This is a genomic window from Nocardiopsis sp. NPDC055879 (genome assembly GCF_053615935.1).
Genome location: NZ_JBSHCT010000001.1, coordinates 357130 through 378901, shown reverse-complemented (window position 1 = coordinate 378901; position 21772 = coordinate 357130). Strand labels below are relative to the sequence as shown.

Annotated in this window: 15 protein-coding genes and 2 tRNA genes; 6 read left to right on the top strand and 11 right to left on the bottom strand. The window is 69.6% G+C overall.

Features of this window, described 5'->3' with window-relative positions; all coding sequences use genetic code 11:
• The first annotated feature begins 7 nt into the window (after window positions 1-7).
• Entirely contained in the window at window positions 8-895 is an 888-nt protein-coding gene (locus ACWGKS_RS01560) for an SAM-dependent methyltransferase (RefSeq protein ID WP_358514867.1), read from the top strand.
• 125 nt (window positions 896-1020) lie between these two features.
• Here the strand turns inward: ACWGKS_RS01560 and ACWGKS_RS01555 are convergent.
• Window positions 1021-1093, bottom strand: a tRNA-Asn gene (locus ACWGKS_RS01555).
• 59 nt (window positions 1094-1152) lie between these two features.
• Window positions 1153-1225, bottom strand: a tRNA-Asn gene (locus ACWGKS_RS01550).
• 161 nt (window positions 1226-1386) lie between these two features.
• Here ACWGKS_RS01550 and ACWGKS_RS01545 point away from each other — a divergent pair.
• Complete coding sequence (locus ACWGKS_RS01545; protein WP_358514864.1) at window positions 1387-1719, top strand: hypothetical protein; 333 nt, start codon at window positions 1387-1389, stop codon at window positions 1717-1719.
• Between the two features lie 2 nt (window positions 1720-1721).
• Complete coding sequence (locus ACWGKS_RS01540) at window positions 1722-2264, top strand: hypothetical protein (RefSeq protein ID WP_358514862.1); 543 nt, start codon at window positions 1722-1724, stop codon at window positions 2262-2264.
• Window positions 2265-2274: 10 nt separating this feature from the next.
• On the opposite strand, the gene ACWGKS_RS01535 is transcribed toward ACWGKS_RS01540, so the two are convergent.
• From ACWGKS_RS01535 to dnaG, 4 genes are all read right to left on the bottom strand, one after another.
• Window positions 2275-5187 carry an FAD-binding and (Fe-S)-binding domain-containing protein gene (locus ACWGKS_RS01535; RefSeq protein ID WP_358514859.1) on the bottom strand — a complete coding sequence of 971 codons (2913 nt, stop codon included), beginning with the start codon at window positions 5185-5187 and terminating at the stop codon, window positions 2275-2277.
• 75 nt (window positions 5188-5262) lie between these two features.
• Window positions 5263-6588, bottom strand: coding sequence for a glycoside hydrolase family 18 protein (locus ACWGKS_RS01530; protein WP_358514856.1), 1326 nt, complete (start codon window positions 6586-6588; stop codon window positions 5263-5265).
• Between the two features lie 116 nt (window positions 6589-6704).
• On the bottom strand, window positions 6705-7835 hold the full coding sequence (gene rpoD, locus ACWGKS_RS01525; RefSeq protein ID WP_452455900.1) for an RNA polymerase sigma factor RpoD: 1131 nt from the start codon (window positions 7833-7835) through the stop codon (window positions 6705-6707).
• A gap of 59 nt (window positions 7836-7894) precedes the next feature.
• On the bottom strand, window positions 7895-9769 hold the full coding sequence (gene dnaG, locus ACWGKS_RS01520; RefSeq protein WP_358514850.1) for a DNA primase: 1875 nt from the start codon (window positions 9767-9769) through the stop codon (window positions 7895-7897).
• Between the two features lie 148 nt (window positions 9770-9917).
• On the opposite strand from dnaG, the gene ACWGKS_RS01515 reads away from it, so the two are divergent.
• Window positions 9918-11087, top strand: coding sequence for a hypothetical protein (locus tag ACWGKS_RS01515; protein ID WP_358514847.1), 1170 nt, complete (start codon window positions 9918-9920; stop codon window positions 11085-11087).
• Window positions 11084-12685, top strand: coding sequence for a VWA domain-containing protein (locus ACWGKS_RS01510; protein WP_452455899.1), 1602 nt, complete (start codon window positions 11084-11086; stop codon window positions 12683-12685). The genes ACWGKS_RS01515 and ACWGKS_RS01510 overlap by 4 nt, the downstream gene beginning before the upstream one ends.
• A 20-nt stretch (window positions 12686-12705) precedes the next feature.
• Here ACWGKS_RS01510 and ACWGKS_RS01505 read toward each other — a convergent pair whose 3' ends face one another.
• The 3 genes from ACWGKS_RS01505 to ppdK form a co-directional block, all read right to left on the bottom strand.
• Window positions 12706-13956, bottom strand: a complete 1251-nt coding sequence (locus tag ACWGKS_RS01505; protein ID WP_358514844.1) for a deoxyguanosinetriphosphate triphosphohydrolase — start codon at window positions 13954-13956, stop codon at window positions 12706-12708.
• A gap of 23 nt (window positions 13957-13979) precedes the next feature.
• Window positions 13980-14999 (bottom strand): YdcF family protein, encoded by a 1020-nt coding sequence (locus ACWGKS_RS01500; protein WP_452521464.1) that lies wholly within the window; start codon window positions 14997-14999, stop codon window positions 13980-13982.
• A gap of 276 nt (window positions 15000-15275) precedes the next feature.
• Window positions 15276-17969 (bottom strand): pyruvate, phosphate dikinase, encoded by a 2694-nt coding sequence (gene ppdK / locus ACWGKS_RS01495; RefSeq protein WP_452455897.1) that lies wholly within the window; start codon window positions 17967-17969, stop codon window positions 15276-15278.
• Window positions 17970-18409: 440 nt separating this feature from the next.
• Here ppdK and trhA point away from each other — a divergent pair, with 440 nt between their 5' ends.
• A complete protein-coding gene (gene trhA / locus ACWGKS_RS01490) occupies window positions 18410-19132 on the top strand; it encodes a PAQR family membrane homeostasis protein TrhA (RefSeq protein WP_358514177.1) in 723 nt (240 codons plus the stop codon).
• Between the two features lie 61 nt (window positions 19133-19193).
• On the opposite strand, the gene fdhD is transcribed toward trhA, so the two are convergent.
• Both fdhD and ACWGKS_RS01480 read right to left on the bottom strand, forming a co-directional pair.
• Window positions 19194-20039 (bottom strand): formate dehydrogenase accessory sulfurtransferase FdhD, encoded by an 846-nt coding sequence (gene fdhD, locus ACWGKS_RS01485; RefSeq protein ID WP_452521461.1) that lies wholly within the window; start codon window positions 20037-20039, stop codon window positions 19194-19196.
• Between the two features lie 204 nt (window positions 20040-20243).
• A complete protein-coding gene (locus ACWGKS_RS01480; protein ID WP_358514181.1) occupies window positions 20244-21632 on the bottom strand; it encodes a glycine--tRNA ligase in 1389 nt (462 codons plus the stop codon).
• Window positions 21633-21772 lie beyond the last annotated feature (140 nt).

Sequence of the window (21772 nt, the reverse complement as noted above, 5' to 3'; positions counted from 1 at the left end):
GACGGCGATGTCTCGTTTCACCTCCCCCGATTTCCTGAGGCAGGCGGGGGAAAATCACGTCCGGGCGAAACCCCCGCCGCCCGTCAACCTGACCAGGGCCGCCATCAGCCGGCTGCACTCCTTCCACCTCAAGGGCAAGGACCACTTCGAGGTGGACCGGGAGTTCGCCGCCCAGGCCGACCAGGTCGCGCCCGGCTTCGTCGACCTCGTTCTGGGGGAACGCGCCTTCCAGCAGCGCGCCGTCCGGCACATGGCCACCGATCTGGGCATCACCCAGTTCCTCCACGTGGGGGCGGGTCTACCGGCGCCGGGTGATCCTCACCAGATCGCTCAGGAGGTCTCTCCAGAGGCCCGCGTCGTCTACGCCACATCCGACCCGATCGTCCTCACCCACCATCGCGCCCTGACCCGCGACGGCCGCACGACCACCGCCGTGCCCGCCGGCCTGGAGAACCCCGCGCGGCTGCTGCACGACCCCGAGAGCAGCCGCTTCCTGAACCTGGAACGACCGGTCGGCCTCCTGCTCACCGGTGCCGTCTCGCATACCCCGAACGCGGAGGACGCCGCCCGCAACATCGCCACCCTGCGCGACGCCCTCGCCCCCGGCAGCCACATGGTCCTCAGCCACTACTGCCGCCCCGACCCCGTGCGGCACCCCAAGGACGCACGTCGCGCCGAACAACTGGAACAACTGTTCCTACAGCGACTCGGTCACGGCCACTGGCGCACCGAGGAGCAGATCACCGCGTTCTTCGACGGGTGGGAATCGGTTCCGCCCGGCCTGCTCCAGGCCCAGAAATGGCGCACCATGCCGGTGGCTCCCCCGGTCCCGGGCAGCTACCAGATGCCGCACCGCAACCGTCGACTGATCATCGGCGGTATGGGCCGCATCTGACCGCGACATCCCCGTACCCGCGTTGGAGCCCTGGAGGACCGGCAGCGGGCGGGGCCGCGTCTGTTCGCGTCCACCCCGCGCACGACGAAGGCCCGCCGGATTCCTCCGACGGGCCTCGCTCACCGCTCCCGCGACTGGACTCGAACCAGTAACCTGCCGGTTAACAGCCGGCTGCTCTGCCGATTGAGCTACGCGGGATCGCGTTCGGGTACAAGCCCAACGCTCCCGTGAAAGGGACGCGAACCCCTTGTCCACAGCTCCCGCGACTGGACTCGAACCAGTAACCTGCCGGTTAACAGCCGGCTGCTCTGCCGATTGAGCTACGCGGGATCGCGCCTTTTCCCGGGGCCCTGTGGGCCTCGGCGACATCACTAGACTAGCGCGCTCCCGGAGTGCTCGTGACCGGTGTCGGCCCGTGTGGTGGGAACCACGAGGCGGTAACGTCGGTCACGGACCACTCCGACCATCACCAAGGCTGTAAAGAGGGACCCATGCGCTACCGGATCACATTCGTCGCCGGACTGGCCATCGGCTACGTCCTGGGCGCCAAGGCGGGCAGGGCCCGCTACGAGCAGCTCACCCGCACCGCGCGCAAGGTGGCCGACAGTCCGCTCGTGCAGGAGGTCGCCGGGCTCGTCGGCGCGCAGGCGAGCAACGCCGGCCGCGCCGTCTACGACAAGGCCGTGGACAAGATGCCCATCACCTCCGTGCGGGACTTCCTGTCCCGCCCCACCGAGGAAGAGTCCGAACTGCTCGATTGGGAGGCCGGCACCGTCAACGGGACCGCGCCCGAGCCCCGCACCGGACCCGACCGGGACCTGTGAACATGGCGTGGTTCGGACGGGACGACGTACCCGCCCAGATCCGTTCCCGGTTGGGGCGCGGCGAACGTGTGCTCGCGCACGCGCCCGTCGCCGCTCCGGCCGGGGCCGGGCCCTCTCCCGAGGGACGGCCACCGGTTCTGGTGGCCTCCACCCGCTCCCTGTACCTGCCCGACGGCCACGCCGTCCGTTGGCAGGACATCGATCAGGCCAAGTGGGGCCCCGAGGAGCTGAGGTTCATCGAGGAGGGACACGGTGAGCGCACCGTACGGTTGCGCACCGAGCTGACCGGCGGCGTCGTCGACTACCGACGGATGGCCGAGACCGTCGCCGAGCGGGTCACCTCCAGCATCCTGGTCAACCGCTTCGTCCCGTTCCCCTCCCCCGACTCCACCGAGGGTTTCCGTCTGGTCGCCAGGCGCGCCCCACTCGGCGACGAGATCGACTGGCGGGTGCATCTGGGCGAGGGCCTGGACCCGAACGACCCGCGTCTCGCCGACGCCGTCTCCCGGGCCCTGGCCCTGATCCGCGAGCAGATGGGCGTCTAGTGCCGCGGCACTAGTTCGACTCACCGAGCGCCCGGGCGAGGACCTCGGCCAGGTGCAGGGCCCGGCGGCCGGTCCCCTGTTCGATCTGGGTGCGGCAGCTGTACCCGTCGGCCAGCACCAGGGTGTCCCGCTCGGCCTCGCGCACGCGCGGTAGGAGTTCGCGTTCACCGATGGCGCTGGAGACCTCGTAGTGCCCCTCGGTGAACCCGAAGTCGCCGGCCAGGCCGCAGCAGCCCGAGTCCAGGACCTCGCCGTCGATGCCGGCGCGGGCGATGAGCTCCCGGTCGGCGTCGAACCCGACCACCGCGTGTTGGTGGCAGTGCACCTGCGCCAACGCCGAGGCGTCCACCCTCGGCGGGGTCCAGTCCGGGGCGTACTCGTTGAGGAAGCCCGCGAAGGTGTGCACCGCGTTCGCCACCCGGCGGCTCTCCTCCCCCGGCAACAGCTCCACCAGGTCGTGCTTGAGCGCCGCCGTGCAACTGGGCTCCAGGCCCACTACCGGCAGCCCCTGGGAGACCAGGGGCGCCAGGGCCGACACCGCCCGGCGCATCACGGCCCTGGCCACGTCCAACTGTCCGGTGGACACCCAGGTCAGCCCGCAGCACACCTGTCCCTTGGGCAGCACCACCGAGAACCCGGCGTCCTCCAGGACCCGGACCGCGCTCGTCAGCACCCCCGGGTTGAGCAGGTTCCCGAAGGTGTCCGGCCACAACACCACCTTGGGACCGCCCTGGCGTCCCTCCCCGCGGTTCAGGCGCCGTTTGAAGGCCCGGGTGAAGGTGGTGCGCGCGAACGCCGGGAGGTCGCGTTGGACGGCCACCCCGGCGGCCTTCTTCGCCAGGGACGACACCCCCGGTAGCCGCGCCAGCCGGTTGGTCTCGGCCGGCGCCAGCGACGCCAGACGGGCCAGCACCGGCAGCCAGCCCATCGAGTAGTGCGCGGCCGGCCGTACCCGGCCCCGGTAGTGCTGGTGCAGGAACTCGGCCTTGTAGGAGGCCATGTCCACGTTGACCGGGCAGTCGCTCAGACAGCCCTTGCAGGACAGGCACAGGTCCAGGGACTCGCGCACCTCCTCGGACCGCCACCCGTCGGTGATCACCTCGCCGTTGGCCATCTCGAACAGCAGGTGGGCGCGCCCGCGCGTGGAGTGCTTCTCCTCCTGGGTGACCTGGTAGCTGGGGCACATCACCCCGGGTCCGCTCTGCCTGCGGCACTTGCCCACGCCCGAGCAGCGGCGCAGCGCCTTGACGAAGTCCCCGTCGTCCTCGGTGTAGGCGAGCGTGGTCTGGGAGATCAGCGGCAGTTCGGGACGCAGATCGGTGGCCACGCGCACGTCGGCGTCCAGGGGCAGCGGGTCGACGATGATGCCGGGATTCATCAGTCCCCGCGGATCCCAGATCCGCCGGAACTCGGCGAAGGCGTCGATGACGCCGCGCGGGTACATGCGCGAGAGCAGCTCCGAACGGGCCTGACCGTCACCGTGTTCCCCGGACAGGGAGCCGCCGTGGCGGACGACGATCTCGGCGGCCTCCTCCATGAACGCCCGGTATTCCCGCCGTCCCCGTTCGTGGGTGAGCTCGAAGTCGATGCGCACGTGCAGGCAGCCGTCACCGAAGTGCCCGTAGACCAGCCCGTAGCGCTCGTGCCGGGCCATGAGGGCGTCGAAGTCGCGCAGGTAGTCGCCCAGGTTCTCCGGGGGCACCGCGGCGTCCTCCCATCCCGACCATGCCTCGGCACCGGTGGGGGTGCGGGAGGTGAGCCCGGCGCCCTCCTCCCGGATGCGCCACAGCGCCTTCTGGTGGACGGAGGAGACCACCACGGACGCGTCCCGGGGTCGGCTGTCGTTCTCCAACGAGGCGATCATCGCCTCGGCGGTCTCGGCCGCGTCCCGGGGGTCCTTCCCGGCGATCTCCACCAGCAGCCACGCCCCGCCCAACGGCAACGGAACCCGGGAACTCGATCCCTGCCGGTCCAGGGCCGCGACCATGCGGTCGTTGATGCCCTCCACCGTGAGCGGGGAGTGTTCCAGCAGGGCGGGAACGGCGTCGGCGGCCGACGGCGCGTCGTCGTACCCCAGGACGGCCAGGGCCCGGGCGGGCGGTGACTCCACCAGGCGGACGGTGGCGCCCAGGACCATCACGCAGGTGCCCTCGGTGCCGACCAGCGCCGCGGCCACGTCGCGTCCCTTCTCCGGCAGCAGCCGGTCCAGTCCGTAGCCGGAGACGCGGCGGCGGAACTCGGGCATGGCGGTGCGCAGTTCGGCGCGATGGGTCTCCACCAGGCGGGCCAGGGCGGCGTGGATCTCGCCCTCACGGCCGGGGCGTTCGGCCAGGGCGGCGAACTCCTCGGCGGTGTGCCCGGAGCCGACGGTCATCCGGGTGCCGTCGGACAGCAGCACGTCCAGGGCGACGATGTTGTCGGCCGTGGTGCCCCAGGCCACCGAGTGCGAGCCGCAGGCGTTGTTGCCGACCATGCCGCCGATGGTGCAGCGGCTGTGCGTGGAGGGGTCGGGGGCGAAGGTCAGGCCGTGTTCGGCGGTCGCGGCCCGCAGGTCGTCGAGGATCACCCCGGGTTCGACGGTGGCGGTGCGCGAGGCGGGGTCGACCTCGACGACGCGCCGCAGATGGCGTGAGGTGTCGATGACCACGCCGGTGCCGATGGCGTTCCCGGCGATGGAGGTGCCTCCCCCGCGCGGGATCACCGGCACCCCGTGCGCGGCGCAGGCGCGGACCGCGGCCACGCAGTCCTCGACCGTCTCGGGGATGACCACGGCCAGGGGGACACGGCGGTAGTTGGAGGCGTCGGAGGTGTACAGGGCGAGGGTTCCCGCGTCCAGGGCCACGGTCCCCTGGACGGAGTCCTCCAGGTCCCTGCGCAGGGCGGCGAGATCGGGGCGTGCGGTGGTGCTGCTCGGGTCGGCCATGGGATCAGCGTGGCGTGAGGCACGTCGTCCTGGCAACCACGCCGCGCGACCACCCGTTCACCGCCTCGGAGCGGATCATTCCAAAGACTCGTCCATGGCGCGCACCAGGTCACCGTCGGTGTCCATGTCGAGGTTCCAGACCATCATCCCGGCCAGACCCTCCTCCCGCACGTACTCGCCCTTGAGGGCGATCACGTCGGGGTTGTCGTAGGTCCACCACTCGTCGCCGTCGTAGACCCAGTAGGCGCCGGCCTCCTCGTCGAGGAAGCGGCGTCCCTCCGCCTCCTCCAGCTCGCCGAACGCGCGGGTCGGGCCGTCGTAGTCGTCGTCCGCCGGTCCCTGCGCGGTCTGGCCGCGGCCACCCTCGTCCGCGGGCACGCCCTGCCAGCCGCGCCCGAACGCCGGAACCCCCATCACCAACCGACCGGGGTCGGCGCCCAGGTCCAGGTAGCGGCGGACGGCCTGGTCGACGCTGTTGGCCTCGTCGTCGTAGTCGGGGACGTAGAGGTTGGAGTGGTGGGCGGTGCTCTCGCTCCAGGGACCGGAGAAGTCGTAGCCCTGCACGGTGGCGAAGTCGACGTGGTCGAAGATCTCCGCTTCGTAGGCCTCGCTGTGGGAGGCCCCGCCGGGCAGGGACGCCGACAGGACGTACTCCTGGCCGGTCTCGGCGGAGAGTTCGTCCATCTGGCGGCGGAACTCGGCCAGCAGGAGGGTGAAGTTGGCCGGGTCGTCGGGGTGTTCGACATTGGAGGCGTTGCCCTGGCCGCCCGGCCATTCCCAGTCCAGGTCGATGCCGTCGAAGACACCCGCCGCGGCCCCGTCCCCGCCCTGGGGTTCGTCCCCGCGCACCGGCAGGTTCCCGCGCAGCCACAGATCGAGGCAGGAGGACACGAAGGCCTCTCGGGACTCCTCGGTGCGGGCGGCGGTGGAGAAATGCACCGACCAGTTCCACCCGCCCAGGGACAGGCTCGCGCCCAGGTCAGGACGCAGGGCGCGCAGTTGCCGGAGTTGGTTGAGGCTGCCGGCCAGTTCCTGCTCGTACTCGTCGGCCTCCCCGTTGACGCTCTCGTCGGCGTCGTAGCGACGCTGGTACAGCTCCCAGGGCTGGTCGTGGTCGTCCTCGGGGATGTGGCACAGGCCCTCGGGGTCGATGTCGCCGAAGGCCCACATCAGGCGGGTCAGGTGTTCGGGGGCCCCGCTCTGCCTGAGCCGTTCGATGGTGAATCCGCGGTTGGCCACGTTCCAGTCGGCGAAGTAGCCGATGCGTTCGAGCGGCCGCTTGTTCAGGAGCACGATGGTCCCCACGATGAGTACGACGGCGACGACGGCCGCTCCCACCACCAGCAGCGGACGCCGTCCGGGGGACGGTCGGGGCCTGGAGGGTGTCGGCAGGGCGTTCACACCACGACCGTAGGGGCAGGAGCCCGGTGGGGGCGGTGGTTCGTCCCATGTCGGCCACATGAGGCCGTTCCGGGACGTTGGGGAACCGTGGGCGGCCCCCGGACGTTGTACGGCGATCAACCGCCGCGCAGGAAGTCCTTCAGGGTGCCGGCCCGCGAGGGGTGGCGGAGTTTGGCGAGGGTCTTGGCCTCGATCTGCCGGATGCGTTCCCGGGTCACCCCGAACTCCCGGCCAACCTGCTCCAGGGTGCGTGGACGACCGTCGACCAGCCCGAACCTCAGTCGGATGATGCGGCGTTCACGTTCGGACAGGTCGCCCAGGATCACCCGCAACCGCTCCTGGAGCAGGCTGAAGGCGGCCGCCTCCACCGGTATGACGGCGTCGGAGTCCTCGATGAAGTCGCCGAAGTCGGACTCCTCCTCGCCGATGGGGGCCTGTAGGGAGACCGGTTCGCGGGCGATGCGCTGGATCTCCAGGACGCGCTCCCCGCCGAAGCCCGCCGCGGCGGAGATCTCGGCGAGGCTGGGTTCACGGCCCAGTTGCTGGTGCAACCGGTGCTGGACCCGGATGATCTTGTTGATGGTCTCCACCATGTGCACGGGGATGCGGATGGTGCGCGCCTGGTCGGCGATGGCGCGGGTGATGGCCTGGCGGATCCACCAGGTGGCGTAGGTGGAGAACTTGAAGCCCTTGCCGTAGTCGAACTTCTCCACGGCGCGGATGAGCCCCAGGTTGCCCTCCTGGATCAGGTCCAGGAACATCAGGCCGCGCCCCATGTAGCGCTTGGCGATCGACACCACCAGGCGCAGATTCGATTCGATGAGGCGCCGTTTGGCCCGGCGACCCTCCTCGATCAGTTCGGCGAGTTCCTCCGCCGTGCAGAAGTCCTCCTCGGGGTCCCTGCGCCCGGCGTACAGCCCCGCCTCGATCGCCTTGGCCAGGTCGACCTCGTCCCGCGCGGTGAGCAGGGGTACCCGGCCGATCTCCCGCAGGTACATCCGGACCAGGTCCGAGCCGGAGCGGCGGCCCTGGTCGAGGACGATGGGCACCTCCTCCGGTTCGGCCACGTCCACCCCGGCGCGGGACAGGTCGGAGATCGTCCGGTCAAGGGAGTCGGGTGGCGCGTCCAGACGTTCCAGCGCGGCCGCGACCTCCCCACGACTGACCGTTCCCCGACCCGAGTCGGGGAGAAGTGGGACGACCTGACGAATGGAGGGTATTTCCTGGGACACAACCGTGGGAGCCACCCGTACATTGTGCCCACAATACTAGCGAAATAGGGAGAACCATTATTGTCACCCCCGTGCTACATACCCTCGATCCCCGACTCTCGCAGTGCGCGTTTTTGCTGGCCGAGCCGCATGAGTTCGGCGAACACCCGGTTGAACTCCTCCGGCTGAGCCGCCTGATCGATACGGTGCAACTCGGATTTGAGGTTTGCCTCGCGCCGATTGATGGAATGAGTCTTGATTGTGCTCAGCATTACTCGGGAGGAATGTTCGTCGAGTTCTCCATAGAACTTGATCTCCTCTACACCGAGGCGCGTGACGAAATCGCGTTGGAGATCGTTGGGCGCCGCCTCGCGCAGAACGATCGGCCAGTGCTGGGGGTCTCCCGCGGCGGCCACACCGCCCCGCTCCCGGATGATCCGTAGCACCGCCTGGTGCTGGGGGACGGTGAAGTCCTCCTCCCCCAGCGCGTCGAAGCCCACGGCCAGGTGCGGTTGCTGGATCGCGAGTTTGAGCGCCTGGCGTTCGCGCTGCACCGACGGGTCGCTCAGGTCGTAGGGGGCCTCCCGGGCGTCCGGGGTGGGCGTGACGGGGGCCGGGACGGCGGCGCGTCCACGGCCTCGGCCCATGTGCTGGCGGACCCGGCGCAGCACGAAGGCCTCGTCCATCAGCCCGAGCCAGCGGTCCAGGTTCTTGCCGTAGGTTAGGCGCACACCCTCGTCCCGGATGCTGGCGACCACGGGCGCGGCCGCGTCCAAGGCGGCGATGCGGCCCTCGGCGTTGGTCAGGTCATAGCCCTCGACGATGGTGCGGATCATGAACTCGTACAGCGGGCTGGCGCCGTCGACCAGGTCGGCCACGGCCTGAGGGCCTTGCTGGAGTCGCAGGTCACAGGGGTCGAGACCGTCGGGTTGGACGGCCACGAAGGTCTCCGAGGTGAACCCGTGTTCCTCGGCGAACGCGCGCACGGCCGCCTTCTGTCCGGCCTTGTCCCCGTCGAAGGTGAACACGACCCGGCCGCCCTGGTTGGAGCGGCCCAACAGCATGCGGCGCAGGATCTTGAGGTGGTCCTCACCGAAGGAGGTTCCGCAGGTGGCGACCGCGGTGGTCACCCCGGCTTCGTGACAGGCCATGACGTCGGTGTAGCCCTCGACGATGACCGCCTCGCCCTTGCGGGAGATCTCCCGTTTGGCCAGGTCCAACCCGTACAGAAGGCGCCCCTTGTGGAAGATGGGGCTCTCGGGCGAGTTGAGGTACTTGGGGCCGTCCTCGCTCGGGTCCAGCTTGCGCGCGCCGAAGCCGACCACCTCGCCGGTGACCTCACGGACCGGCCACAGCAGCCGGTTGCGGAAGCGGTCGTAGGCGCCGCGCCGCCCCTGGCTCGCCAGGCCGCCCTCGATGACCTCGGCGTCGGTGAAACCCTTCCGACGCAGGTGGTCCACGAGGTTCTGCCAGCCCGCCGGGGCGAAACCCAGCCCGAACTGTTCGGCGTGCGCCCGGTTGAACCCGCGCTCGTCGAGGAACTGTCTCGCGGTCACCGCGGCCGGGGTCAGGAGTTGTTCGGCGTAGAAGTCCGCGGCGGCCTTGTGCGCGTCGAGCAACCGTTGGCGTTTGCCCTCGTCCCGCCTGGGTGTGCTGCGCCCACCCTCCTCGTAGCGCAGCGTGATGCCGGTCTGGCGAGCGAGCGTCTCGACCGCCTCAACGAAGCTGAGGCTGTCGATCTTCTGCACGAACGAGATGACGTCCCCGCCCTCGTTACAGCCGAAGCAGTAGTAGAGGTTCTTCGACGGGGTGACGTTGAAGGAGGGCGACTTCTCGTCGTGGAAGGGGCACAGTCCCTTGAGGGAACCGCCTCCGGCGTTGCGCAGCTGGAGGTACTCGCCGATGACGTCGGCGATGGGGGTGCGCTCGCGTACGAGTGCGATGTCTTCGTCTTTGATCCGTCCTGCCACGGTTTTCAGCCTAGTTCGCTCCCGAGGCGGTCCGGCCACACCTTCCGGGTTCGTCCGGGCGCAACCGCGGTGTCACCTGGGATTCGGTCCCCCGCCGGATCCGGCGGACATGCTGGGGATGTCCCTTCTCTTCCCCCGGGAGGCCCCCTTGCCGGATCCGCAGTCCAGGTCCGACCGTGTCCGAAGGTGGATCGTTCTCGTGGGCGGGGCCCTGGTCGTGATCCTGGTCGCCACGCTCGGATTCGTGGTGGTCGACCGCTTCGGGGGTTCCCCGGTGGTGGTCGAGGGGGTCGTGGGTTCGGAGAAGGTGGACCTGTTCGAGGACGAGCGGGTCCGGGAGCGGTTCGCCGAACTCGGGTACGACGTCCGGGTTCGCCCGCGAGGCTCGCGGCTGATGGCCGAGGAGGCCGATCGGTCCGACTTCGTCTCCCCCGGGTCCACCATCGCCTCCGAGCACGTGCGCGAACTGCACGGGGTGGACACCGAGCACCGCCCCTTCAGCACCCCCATGGTGATGCTGACCTACGCGCCCATGGCGGAGGCGTTGCGGGAGTTCGGTGTGGCGCGCGAGGCCGAGGACGGTGCCTGGTCGTTCGACATGTCCGCCTACCTGGAGCTGACCGAGGAGCGCACCCGCTGGCGGGACCTCCCGGGCGACTCGGTGAGCGCGGGCAACCGCAACGAGGTCCTGGCCCGCACCACCGATCCGCGCACCTCGAACTCGGCCGCGATGCACGTGGTGGTGCTGTCCTACCTGCTCAACGGCGAGGAGGTCGTCTCGCCCGGCGCGCAGGACGAGGAGCTCGTCGAGACACTGTCCCGGTTGTTCCTGTCCCAGGGGCAACCACCGGAGTCCTCCCAGCAGCCCTTCGAACAGTTCCGAGACCTGGGCCCGGGGCACACCCCGCTGCTGTGGGCCTACGAATCACAGTACGTGCACGCGGCGGTGCGCGGCCCCGCGTTACCGGAGGACACCGTGCTGATGTACCCGGAGCCGACGGTGTTCTCCACCCACACGATCGTCCCGTTCGGCGAGAACGGCGACGAGGTCGGACGGTTGCTGACCAAGGACCCCGAACTGCGGGAACTGATCACCGAACACGGTTACCGCACCGACGACACCGAACACTTCGGCGACCTGGTGGAGGAACACGGGCTGCCCGTGCGGCCACGTGTCGGTGACGTGGTGCACTCCCCCGCGCACGATGCCCTGGAGGCCCTGTTGAACGGCGTCGAGACGGCCTACGAGGACACCGGGGCCGGCCCCGCGGTGGAGGAGGAAGCGGCTTCGAGCCGTTCCGGGGGTGGTCGGTCGTGAGGAGGGCATGGGGGGCGGCGGCCGTCGCGGTGACCCTGCTGACCGCGGGCGCGTGCGCGCCTGAGGCCGAGGACGCGACACTGCGGGTGCTGGCCGGCAGCGAACTGGCCGACATGGAGCCGCTGCTGGAGGCGTCGGCGCAACGCACCGGGGTGAGCCTGGAGCTGGAGTACTCCGGGACCCTGGACGGAACCGAGCGGATCGCGGCGGGTCGGGCCGACGGGTTCGACGCGGTGTGGTTCCCCTCCAACCGCTACCTGCACCTGGTCGACGGGGGGCGTTCCACGATCCATACCGAGACCTCGATGATGCTCTCCCCCGTGGTGATGGGGGTGCTGGAGTCACGGGCCGAGGCGTTCGGTTGGACCGTGACGGACGGGACCGTCCCCGACCTGACCTGGGAGGACATCGCCCTCGCGGTCGAACGGGAGGGGTTGACCTACGGGATGTCCAGCCCGGCCGCGTCCAACTCCGGGTTCTCCGCGCTGGTCGGGGCGGCCTCGGCGATGGCGGACACCGGCGCGGCCCTGGAGAGCGAGGACGTGGCCGGCGTCGAGGACCGTCTGGAGGCGTTCTTCTCCGGTCAGGGGCTCACCGCCGGTTCCTCCGGGTGGTTGATGGACGAGTTCGTGCTGCGGCAGGCCGGCGACGCCGGGGCGCAGGGTCCCACCCTGGACGGGGTGCTCAACTACGAGTCGGTACTGCTCTCGCGCGGCTCCGACCTGGCCGGGGACGACCTGGCCCTGGTGTACCCGCAGGACGGGGTGGTCACCGCCGACTACCCGCTGACCCTGTTGTCCGGTGCCTCGCAGGAGCTGGTGGACGCCTACGAGCGGGTCGTGGCCGACCTGACCTCGGAGGAGGTCCAGACCGAGATCGCCGAGACCACGTTCCGTCGTCCGGTCACCGCCGAGGCCGCCGGCCGGGACCTCCCACCGGTGGTGGAGCTGCCGTTCCCCGCCCGCCAGGACGTGGTCGACGACCTGGTGGCGGCGTACTTCGCCGAACTGCGCCGCCCGGCGCGCACCGTGTACGTGCTGGACGTGTCCGGGTCGATGGACGGAGAGCGGATCGACGACCTGCGTACGTCGCTGACCGCGTTGACCGGCACGGACGAGGGCCCGTTGTCCTCGCGTGGTCAGACCTTCCAGGAACGGGAGGAGGTCACGCTGTTGCCGTTCTCCGACGAACCGGGGGAGCCGCTCACCTTCGTCCTGGAACCGGACGGTTCGGAAGGGGTGCGCGCGGAGCTGGCCGAGGAGGTCGCCGCGCTGGAGGCCGACGGTGAGACGGCGGCCTACGACGCGGTGGGACGCGCCTACGACCTGTTGGAGGAGGCCGGTGAGGACTCCCACCTGCTGTCGGTGGTGTTGATGACCGACGGTGAGGTCAACCAGGGCAGGGACCTGGACGAACTGCTGGGTTCGTTGGCGGAGGCGCCCTCGCACGTGGCGGCGGCCCCGGTGTTCACCGTGTTGTTCGGCGACGCCGACGCGGCGCAGATGGAGCGATTGTCGTCGGAGACCGGCGGTCGGGTCTTCGACGCGCGGGAGATGGAACTGGAAGAGGTCTTCCGGGAGATCCGCGGCTACCAGTGACCGGGCCGGCGGCTCCGGGCTCAGCCCAGGAGCCGCCTGTGCAGGGCCGAGGCCGAGGTGTCGGTGAGCGTGGAGACCTGGTCGATGATCACGCGCAGCGCGGCGGCGTCGTCGGGCGCGGTCTCGTACGGGGCCCGGAACAGGGGTTCGAGGGCCCCGGGGGCACCATGCCAGAGCACGTCGACCAACTCGGTGAGGACGCGGCGTTCCTCGATCTGATAGCGGCGCGCCTCCGCGCGGTCCATCACGAAGTGCGCGGCCATGGCCTTGAGCAGGGCGCACTCCAGGAGGGTGCGGCGGGGCACGATGAGGTCGGCACCGTAGCGGGTGAGCGCGCCGGGACCGTAGGCCTCGCGGGTGGCCAGTTCGGCGGCGTGGCAGAACCGGCCGATGAGTTCGCTGGTGAGGTTCTTGAGCCCGGCCAGGGAGGCGAGGTCGCCGGTGAACTCGCGGGGCCAGATCGGCTCGGCGAGCAGGGAGAGGTAGGCGTCCTCCAGTTCGGCGGCGTCGGCGTCGCAGTAGTGGGCACCGGCGATGCGCACCACCTCGGCGCGTTCGGCCGGGTCGCGCAGGGCCGTCATGCGCACCATCCCGGCGTGCATGGCGTCCTCGACGTCGTGCACCGAGTAGGCCACGTCGTCCGCCCAGTCCATGACCTGGGCCTCGAAGCAGGTCCGACCGGTCGGCGCGCCCTTGCGCAACCAGGTGAACACCTCGACGTCGTCGGGGTAGCAGTTGAACTTGTGGGTGTCGCCGCCCTCCCCTCTTCGCCAGGGGTACTTGACCGTGGCGTCGAGGGTGGCGCGGGTGAGGTTCAGTCCGGCGCTGCGGCCGTCGGGGTCAACGACCTTGCCCTCCAGTCGCATGAGCAGGCGCAGGCTCTGGGCGTTGCCCTCGAACCCGCCGCAGACCGCGGCGGCCTCGTCGAGGGCGCGTTCGCCGTTGTGCCCGAAGGGCGGATGTCCGAGGTCGTGGGACAGGCAGGCGGCCTCGACCAGGTCGGGGTCACAGCCCAACGCCTGTCCGAGCTCCCGGCCGATCTGGGCGCACTCCAGGGAGTGGGTGAGTCGGGTACGCGGAAAGTCGCTGACCCCGGGCTGTACCACCTGGGTCTTGGCCGAGAGCCGGCGCAGCGCGGAACTGTGCAGGACACGGGCCCGGTCGCGTTCGAACGGACCACGTCTTCGGCTCTTGCGGGATTCGAGGGCGAAGCGTTCGGTGTCGTCGGCGGTGTAGCCGCGATCGGTGGCCTCTCCCGGGGTGGTCGTCATGTTCGTGACCCTACTCGCCGAGGTCAGGCGGCGTTGACGCGGAGTTCGCTGCTGTCATTGAAGATCCAGTAGTACCAAAGGGAAGCGGTCTCCCTGGTGATGTACCAGAGTTGGGTGCGGCGTTCGATGACGGCGGGTCCCGAACGCGAGGGCGAGGTTCCCGCCTCGATGCCGAAGTCGGAGGCCATCACCTTGGAGCGCAGGCTGTGCCAGGGGTCGGAGACGAGGATGGCGGTCTCCCACTCGTTGGCCTCGTACACCTCCGAGACCGCCTGGAAGCTCTGGAGGGTGTCGCTTCCCTCCTCGACCGCGACGACGTGGTCGGCGGGCACTCCGACGTCCACCAGCCAGTTCCGTCCGGCTGCGGCCTCGGTGAAGTTGTCGTCGGGCTGTTTGCCGCCGACGGTGACGATGACGGGGGCGACCCCGTCCAGGTAGAGGACCTGGGCCTGGCGCAGTCTCGCCTCGAAGACGGGCGAGGGCACACCGTTGTACTGGCTGGCCCCGAGCACGATGATCGCGTCGGAGGCCTCGCGGTCGTCCTGTCGCGCCGTGTACCAGACCCAACCCCAGGTCGCGGGTGGGATCGCCAGGGCGACGAGAAGGATCAGGGTGATGATCCGGCCCAACCGGAAGCGGCGACGCTTGCGCCGCCGGGGCCGGGGCCGGGGCTCGGGGTCCTCGTCCAAGGGCCCGTCGTCGTAGGGCCCATCGTCGTAGGGTTCGTCGTCGTAGGGCTCGGGAGGCGGGGCCGGCGGGCGCTCCTCACGGGTCCGGGGCCGGGGCCGGGATCCGGGCCGTTCCCGCACGAACTTGCGGGTGAACTTGTCCGGTTCGCCCGCCGCGGGCCCGTCGGACGGCGGCTCGGCCCGCCCGAACTCCTGGGTGGGCTCGGTGTCCTGGGCACGGGTGAAGGCTCTGGTGGCCTCACCGGAGGAGGCGAGATCATCGCGGGAGAAGACCCGAGTGGCCTCGTCGTCGGTCGAGCCGGACGTGGAACCGTTCCACGCCTCGTCACCGCGATCGTCGCCGACCATTCGCACCGGCTCACCTCCACACAATCGTCACCGGGATACCTGTCCCCGACTGGGACGGCCCCCACCCCGCGCTGGTTCGCGAACCCCACGTGAACGTGGTGAGGAAGGTGTGGGGGTGCCGGAGACGTCGGCGGGGAGACCGTCACGGCCGCCAGAATATATCACGAGGAGATCACGAAACCGGTTCGCGCGAGGCGGCCCCGCACGCCGAGTCTATTCACGAAACGGCCCGTGGGGACGCCTCCGAACAGGCGTCACCACGGGCGGTGATCCGGAGCACGGTCAGTGGGCACGCCCGGCGGCGCGACCGGCCTCCAGGCGGGCCACGGGGACCCGGAACGGCGAGCAGGACACGTAGTCGAGCCCGGCCTCGTGGAAGAAGTGCACCGAGGCGGGGTCGCCGCCGTGCTCACCGCACACGCCCAACTTGATGCCCGGACGGGCGGCTCGCCCCTCCTCGACGGCTATGCGGATGAGCCGGCCCACCCCGTCCACGTCCAGGGACTCGAACGGCGAGACCCCGAACACACCCTTCTCCAGGTAGGCGGAGAAGAACGACGCCTCGACGTCGTCGCGGGAGAACCCCCACACGGTCTGTGTGAGGTCGTTGGTGCCGAAGGAGAAGAACGCCGCGTTCTGCGCGATCTGACCCGCGGTGAGCGCCGCCCGCGGCAGTTCGATCATGGTGCCGACGGGGAAGTCGAGTTCCATCCCGTTCTCCTCGCCGACCTCGCGCAGCACCCGTAGGGCGTCGTCGCGGATGATCTCCAGCTCCTGGACGGTGCCCACCAGCGGGATCATGATCTCCGGTCGGGGCCGCCCGCCCTCACGGATCCGATCGACGGCGGCCTGGGCGATGGCGCGCACCTGCATGGTGAACAGGCCGGGCACGACCAGGCCCAGGCGCACGCCGCGCAGGCCCAGCATCGGGTTCTGCTCGTGCAGCTTGTGCACGGCCTGTAGGACGCGCAGGTCGTTCTCGTGGCTCTCGCCGCGGGCCTCCGCCACGGCCACGCGCACCGACAGCTCGGTGATGTCGGGCAGGAATTCGTGCAGCGGCGGGTCGAGCAGGCGCACGGTGACGGGCAGGCCGTCCATGGCTTCGAGGATGCCGTTGAAGTCCTGGCGTTGCAGGGGCAGCAGGGTTTCCAGGGACTCTCGCTGTTCCTCCGGGGTGTCGGCGAGGATGAGGCGCTCCACCGACTGACGACGGTCGCCGAGGAACATGTGCTCGGTGCGGCACAGTCCGATGCCCTGTGCACCCATGCGGCGGGCACGGGCGGCGTCCTCGGGGGTGTCGGCGTTGGCGCGCACGTACATGCGGCGGGCGGCGTCGACGTAGTGCATCATCCGGTCGACCGAACGCACGAGGTCGTCGGCCTGGTCGGAGGCGGGGTCGATCTCGCCCTCGAAGTAGCGGACCACCGGGGAGTCCACGACGGGTACCTCGCCGAGGTAGACCCGGCCGCTGGTGCCGTCGATGGAGATGACGTCGCCCTCCTCGATCACCCCTCCGCCGGGCGCGGTCATGCGCCGGTTCTTGGTGTCGATGTCGATCTCCTCGGCGCCGCAGACGCAGGTCTTGCCCATGCCGCGGGCCACGACGGCGGCGTGCGAGGTCTTGCCGCCCCTGCTGGTGAGGATGCCCTCGGCGGCGATCATGCCTTCGAGGTCGTCGGGGTTGGTCTCACGGCGGCACAGGATGACCTTCTCGCCGCTGCGCGACCACTTGACGGCGGTGTAGGAGTCGAAGACGGCCTTGCCGACGGCCGCGCCGGGAGAGGCGTTCATGCCGCGACCCAGGAGGTGGAAGTCGTCACCCACGGCGACCTCCTCGTCGAAGCGGGGGAACATCAGCTGGGCGAGCTGGTCGCCGGTGACCCTCTGGACGGCCTCTTCGAGGGTGATCATGCCCTGGTCGAGGAGCTGGTCGGCGATGCGGAAGGCCGCGGCGGCGGTGCGCTTGCCCACCCGGGTCTGGAGCATCCAGAGCTTGCCGCGCTCGATGGTGAACTCGATGTCGCACAGGTCGCGGTAGTGGTTCTCAAGCTTGTCCATGATGCCCATGAGCTCTTCGTAGCCGTGGGCGTCGATGTTCTGCAGGTCGGAGAGGGGCACGGTGTTGCGGATGCCCGCCACCACGTCCTCGCCCTGGGCGTTGCGCAGGTAGTCGCCGTAGACGCCGGGTCGCCCGGTGGCGGGATCGCGGGTGAAGGCCACTCCGGTGCCCGAGTCCATGCCGAGGTTGCCGAAGACCATGGAGCAGACGTTGACGGCGGTTCCGAGGTCGGCGGGGATGCGTTCCCGGCGACGGTAGAGGACGGCGCGGGGCGCGTTCCAGGACTCGAAGACGGCTTTGACGGCCAGGGCCATCTGCTCGCGCGGGTCGGTCGGGAAGGGCTTCCCGGTCTGGTCTGCGACGACCTCCTTGAACCGTTCGACGAGTCGGCGGAAGTCGGCGGCGTCCAGATCGAGGTCGTCGGTGACGCCCTTCTCGGCCTTGAGTTCGTCGATGGCGGCCTCGAAGAGCTCGCCATCGATGTCCAGGACGGTCTTGCCGAACATCTGGATCAGGCGACGGTAGGAGTCCCAGGCGAAGCGCTCGTCGCCGCCCTGGATGGCCAGTCCGACGACGGACTCGTCGTTGAGGCCGATGTTGAGGACGGTCTCCATCATGCCGGGCATGGAGAAGCGCGCGCCCGAACGTACGCTCACCAGGAGCGGGTCGTCGGGCCTGCCGAGTTCACGGCCCATCGTCTTCTCCAGCTCGACGAGGTGGGCCTCGATCTCCTCGTCCAGTCCGGCGGGCATGGTGCCGCTGTCGAGGTAGTGGCGGCACGCCTCGGTGGTGATGGTGAAGCCGGGGGGAACGGGGAGACCGATGTTGGTCATCTCGGCGAGGTTGGCGCCCTTGCCACCGAGAAGATCCTTCAGATCCTTGTTGCCCTCGGTGAACTTGTAGACATGCTTGGTCACGGGGGTGCTCCCTCGTTCTCGCGGCGACCCGGCGTTCGGGGCCGGCCTCTGGATCTGGGCGCGACCCTATCCACATCCGACAAAAGCAACCCTCCAGATACCACCACTTCATGGCATATTCGCAGTTCAAAGGCGTTAAAAAGGTCTATACCAATGGTCCAGTTATTCATCAGCGCCCCCACCTCGACTTCCTTGGGATCGGCGCACATCCATGGAACGAACCCACCGGTCAAGGCCGTTCGACCAAGGAGGATCCGAACGCACCAGGCCCACCACCGACCCCGGCGACCCCGGGACCACTCCCCCACCCCGGCCGACACTCCAAGCCCATATTGTGCGGGGCGACACAGCCCTACCTTTAAGTAACCTACGCTCCCGTAAGTTAGGCTTTACCCGGACCCGTCAAGGGGCGGGACCGGACCGGCAGAAGGGTGCGCGACGTGATCAAGAGGCAAGGGCGGGTGGAGACCGAGGCGAACGCCTCCGTACCCGAACGGGCCGCGACGGCCGCCGGTGACCTGCTGGAGGCCGTCAAACCCAGACTGCGCGGCTGGCTGCACCTGGGCACCGCCCCGCTCGCGCTCGCCGCCGGTGTGGTCCTGGTGGCGCTCTCCCCCACCCTGCCCGCGATGCTCGCCGCCGCGATCTACGCGCTCAGCTCGGTCCTGCTCTTCAGCACCTCGGCCGTGTACCACGTGGGCCGCTGGTCACCGCCCGCCCAACGCGTGCTGCGCCGGATGGACCACTCGAACATCTACCTGATCATCGCCGGCACCTACACGCCGTTCATCACGCTGGTCCTGGACGGCACCCTGCGCGTGGCCATGCTCGCCCTGGTCTGGGGCGGGGCGATCGCCGGGGTGACGTTCAAGCTCCTGTGGCTCAACGCCCCACGCTGGCTCTCCACCGCCCTGTACCTGGCCATCGGCTGGGTGGCGGTGCTGTTCATCCCCGACCTGGTCAACGGCACGCACCCGGCCACCTGGATCCTCATCCTGGTCGGCGGCGTGCTCTACAGCGTCGGCGCCGTGGTCTACGGGCTCAAGCGACCCGACCCCGCGCCCCGCTGGTTCGGCTTCCACGAGATCTTCCACTCGCTGACCATCGCGGCGTTCGTATGCCACTACATCGCGGTGTCCTTCGTCGTGTACACGTCGGGTTGATCCACCCGGTGGCCGGAAACCGCTCCCCCCGGTCCGGCCGTCTCCGCGTTCCCGGGGAGCGTCAGGCCACGGGGGAGGCCGCCTCGATCAGCACCCTCTCCCGGCCCGCGTAGACGTTCATCGACTCCCCGCGCAGGAACCCCACCAGCGTCATCCCCGCCTCGGTGGCCAGGTCGACCGCGAGGGAGGACGGCGCTGAGACCGCCGCCAGCGTCGGGATCCCCGCCATCCAGGCCTTCTGGACCAGCTCGAACGAGGCGCGCCCGGACACCATCAGCACGCTCTCGCGCAGCGGCAGACGTCCCTCTCGCAGGGCCCAGCCCACCACCTTGTCGACGGCGTTGTGCCTGCCCACGTCCTCACGCACCACCAACAGCTCGCCCTCGGTGGTGAACAGCCCGGCCGCGTGCAGGCCACCCGTACGGTCGAACACCCGTTGGGCCTCGCGCAGCCGATCGGGCAGTCGCGTCAGCGTCGACAGCCCGACCCCCGCCTCGTTCTCGGTCACCGACCACCTGGCCTGGGTACGCACCGCGTCCAGGCTCGCCTTGCCGCACAGCCCGCAGGAGGAGGTGGTGTAGAAGTTGCGCTCCAGTGAGGTGTCCGGCGCCGGGACGTGCGGGGCCAGGGACACGTCGAGCACGTTGAAGGTGTTGGAACCGTCCTCGGTGGCGCCCGCGCAGTAGCGGATGACCCGCACGTCCTCGGTGTGGTGGACCACGCCCTCCCCCACCAGGAACCCCGCGGCCAGGTCGAAGTCGTTGCCGGGGGTGCGCATGGTGACCGTGAGCGGGGAACCGTCGATCCGTACCTCCAGCGGTTCCTCGGCCACCAGGGTGTCCGCCCGCTCGCTCACCACGCCGTCCCTGATCCGCAGAATCCTCTGGCGTGTGGTGACCCGTCCCATGTGCCCCCCGTTCCGACGCCGGTCCGCACCGGTCGTGTGTCCGCGTCACGTTACAACCGTCGGGCCGACAGGTACAGATCGGCTCCTATCGCACCAGGGCATTTCGGGTGGGACGGGTAAGGACGAACGTCCCCGTCCCCTCGGACGAGAAGGGCCCCGTGCTCCGCGAACGCGAAGCACGGGGCCCGAACCCCGATGTACCGATCAGCAGCCGGGCAGGCGCTCCACCAGGTACATCTCGACGTTGTCCAACGACACGCGCTCCTGCGACATGGTGTCGCGGTCGCGCACGGTCACCGCGTTGTCCTCAAGGGTGTCGAAGTCCACCGTGACGCAGAACGGGGTACCGATCTCGTCCTGGCGACGGTAGCGACGACCGATCGCACCGGCGTCGTCGAACTCCACGTTCCAGCGCTTGCGCAGCGCGGCGGCGAGCTCACGGGCCTTGGGCGAGAGGTCGGAGTTGCGCGACAGCGGCAGGACCGCGGCCTTGACCGGCGACAGACGCGGGTCCAAACGCATGACGGCGCGCTTCTCCAGCTTGCCCTTGGCGTTGGGGGCCTCGTCCATGTTGAAGGCGTCCAACATGAACGTCAGCACCGCCCGGTCGACACCGGCCGCGGGCTCGATGACGTAGGGGAAGTAACGCTCGTTGCTCTCCTGGTCGAAGTAGGACAGGTCCACGCCCGAGGCCTCGGAGTGCGTCTTGAGGTCGTAGTCGGTGCGGTTGGCCACGCCCTCCAGCTCACCCCACTCGCTGCCCTGGAAGTTGAAGCGGTACTCCAGGTCGACGGTCCGCTTGGAGTAGTGCGACAGCTTCTCCTGCGGGTGCTCGTACAGGCGCAGGTTGTCCTTGGCGATGCCCAGGTCCAGGTACCACTGGTGGCGCTGCTGGATCCAGTACTCGTGCCACTCCTCGTCGCTGCCGGGCTTGCAGAAGAACTCCATCTCCATCTGCTCGAACTCGCGGGTCCGGAAGATGAAGTTGCCCGGGGTGATCTCGTTGCGGAACGACTTGCCGATCTGGCCGATGCCGAAGGGGACCTTGCGGCGGGCGCTCTGCTCGACGTTCTTGTAGTTGATGAAAATGCCCTGCGCCGTCTCCGGGCGCAGGTAGGCGAGGCCCTTGTCGTCCTGGACCGGGCCCAGGAACGTGCGGAGCAGACCGTTGAACATGCGCGGCTCGGTGAAGGAGGCCTTGGCGCCACAGTTGGGGCAGGCGATCTCGGCCAGGCCCTCGGCGGGCTCGTGACCGTGCTTCTCTGCGTAGGCCTCGATCAGGTGGTCCGCGCGGTGGCGCTTGTGGCAGGCCTGGCACTCGGTGAGCGGGTCGGCGAACTCACGGACGTGACCGGAGGCCTCCCAGACCTCGCGGGCCAGGATCACACTGGAGTCCAGGCCGACGATGTCGTCACGTTCCTGCACCATCGAACGCCACCACTGGCGCTTGACGTTGTTCTTCAGCTCCACGCCCAAGGGGCCGTAGTCCCAGGCGGCGCGCAGACCTCCGTAGATCTCACTGGAGGGGTAGACCAGACCTCGGCGCTTGGCGAGGTTGACCAGTGCGTCCATTGCCTCTGACTTGGCGGCCATGGGTGACTCTCCATCCGGCTGGCGGTCGGTGGATCGCTGTTCGCGATACATCGTCGTGTGTTGGGAACGCGGATCACGCGCGGAGCCACGGATGTGGCGCACCGGGCGACCGCGTCACCCCAGGCTAGAGCAACCAAGGG

Coding starts and splice junctions, on each gene's coding strand:
- ACWGKS_RS01560 (WP_358514867.1), top strand. CDS start 8: ATGTCTCGTTTCACCTCCCCCGATTTCCTGAGGCAGGCGGGGGAAAAT.
- ACWGKS_RS01545 (WP_358514864.1), top strand. CDS start 1,387: ATGCGCTACCGGATCACATTCGTCGCCGGACTGGCCATCGGCTACGTC.
- ACWGKS_RS01540 (WP_358514862.1), top strand. CDS start 1,722: ATGGCGTGGTTCGGACGGGACGACGTACCCGCCCAGATCCGTTCCCGG.
- ACWGKS_RS01535 (WP_358514859.1), bottom strand. CDS start 5,187: ATGGCCGACCCGAGCAGCACCACCGCACGCCCCGATCTCGCCGCCCTG.
- ACWGKS_RS01505 (WP_358514844.1), bottom strand. CDS start 13,956: ATGACGACCACCCCGGGAGAGGCCACCGATCGCGGCTACACCGCCGAC.
- fdhD (WP_452521461.1), bottom strand. CDS start 20,039: ATGGGACGGGTCACCACACGCCAGAGGATTCTGCGGATCAGGGACGGC.
- ACWGKS_RS01480 (WP_358514181.1), bottom strand. CDS start 21,632: ATGGCCGCCAAGTCAGAGGCAATGGACGCACTGGTCAACCTCGCCAAG.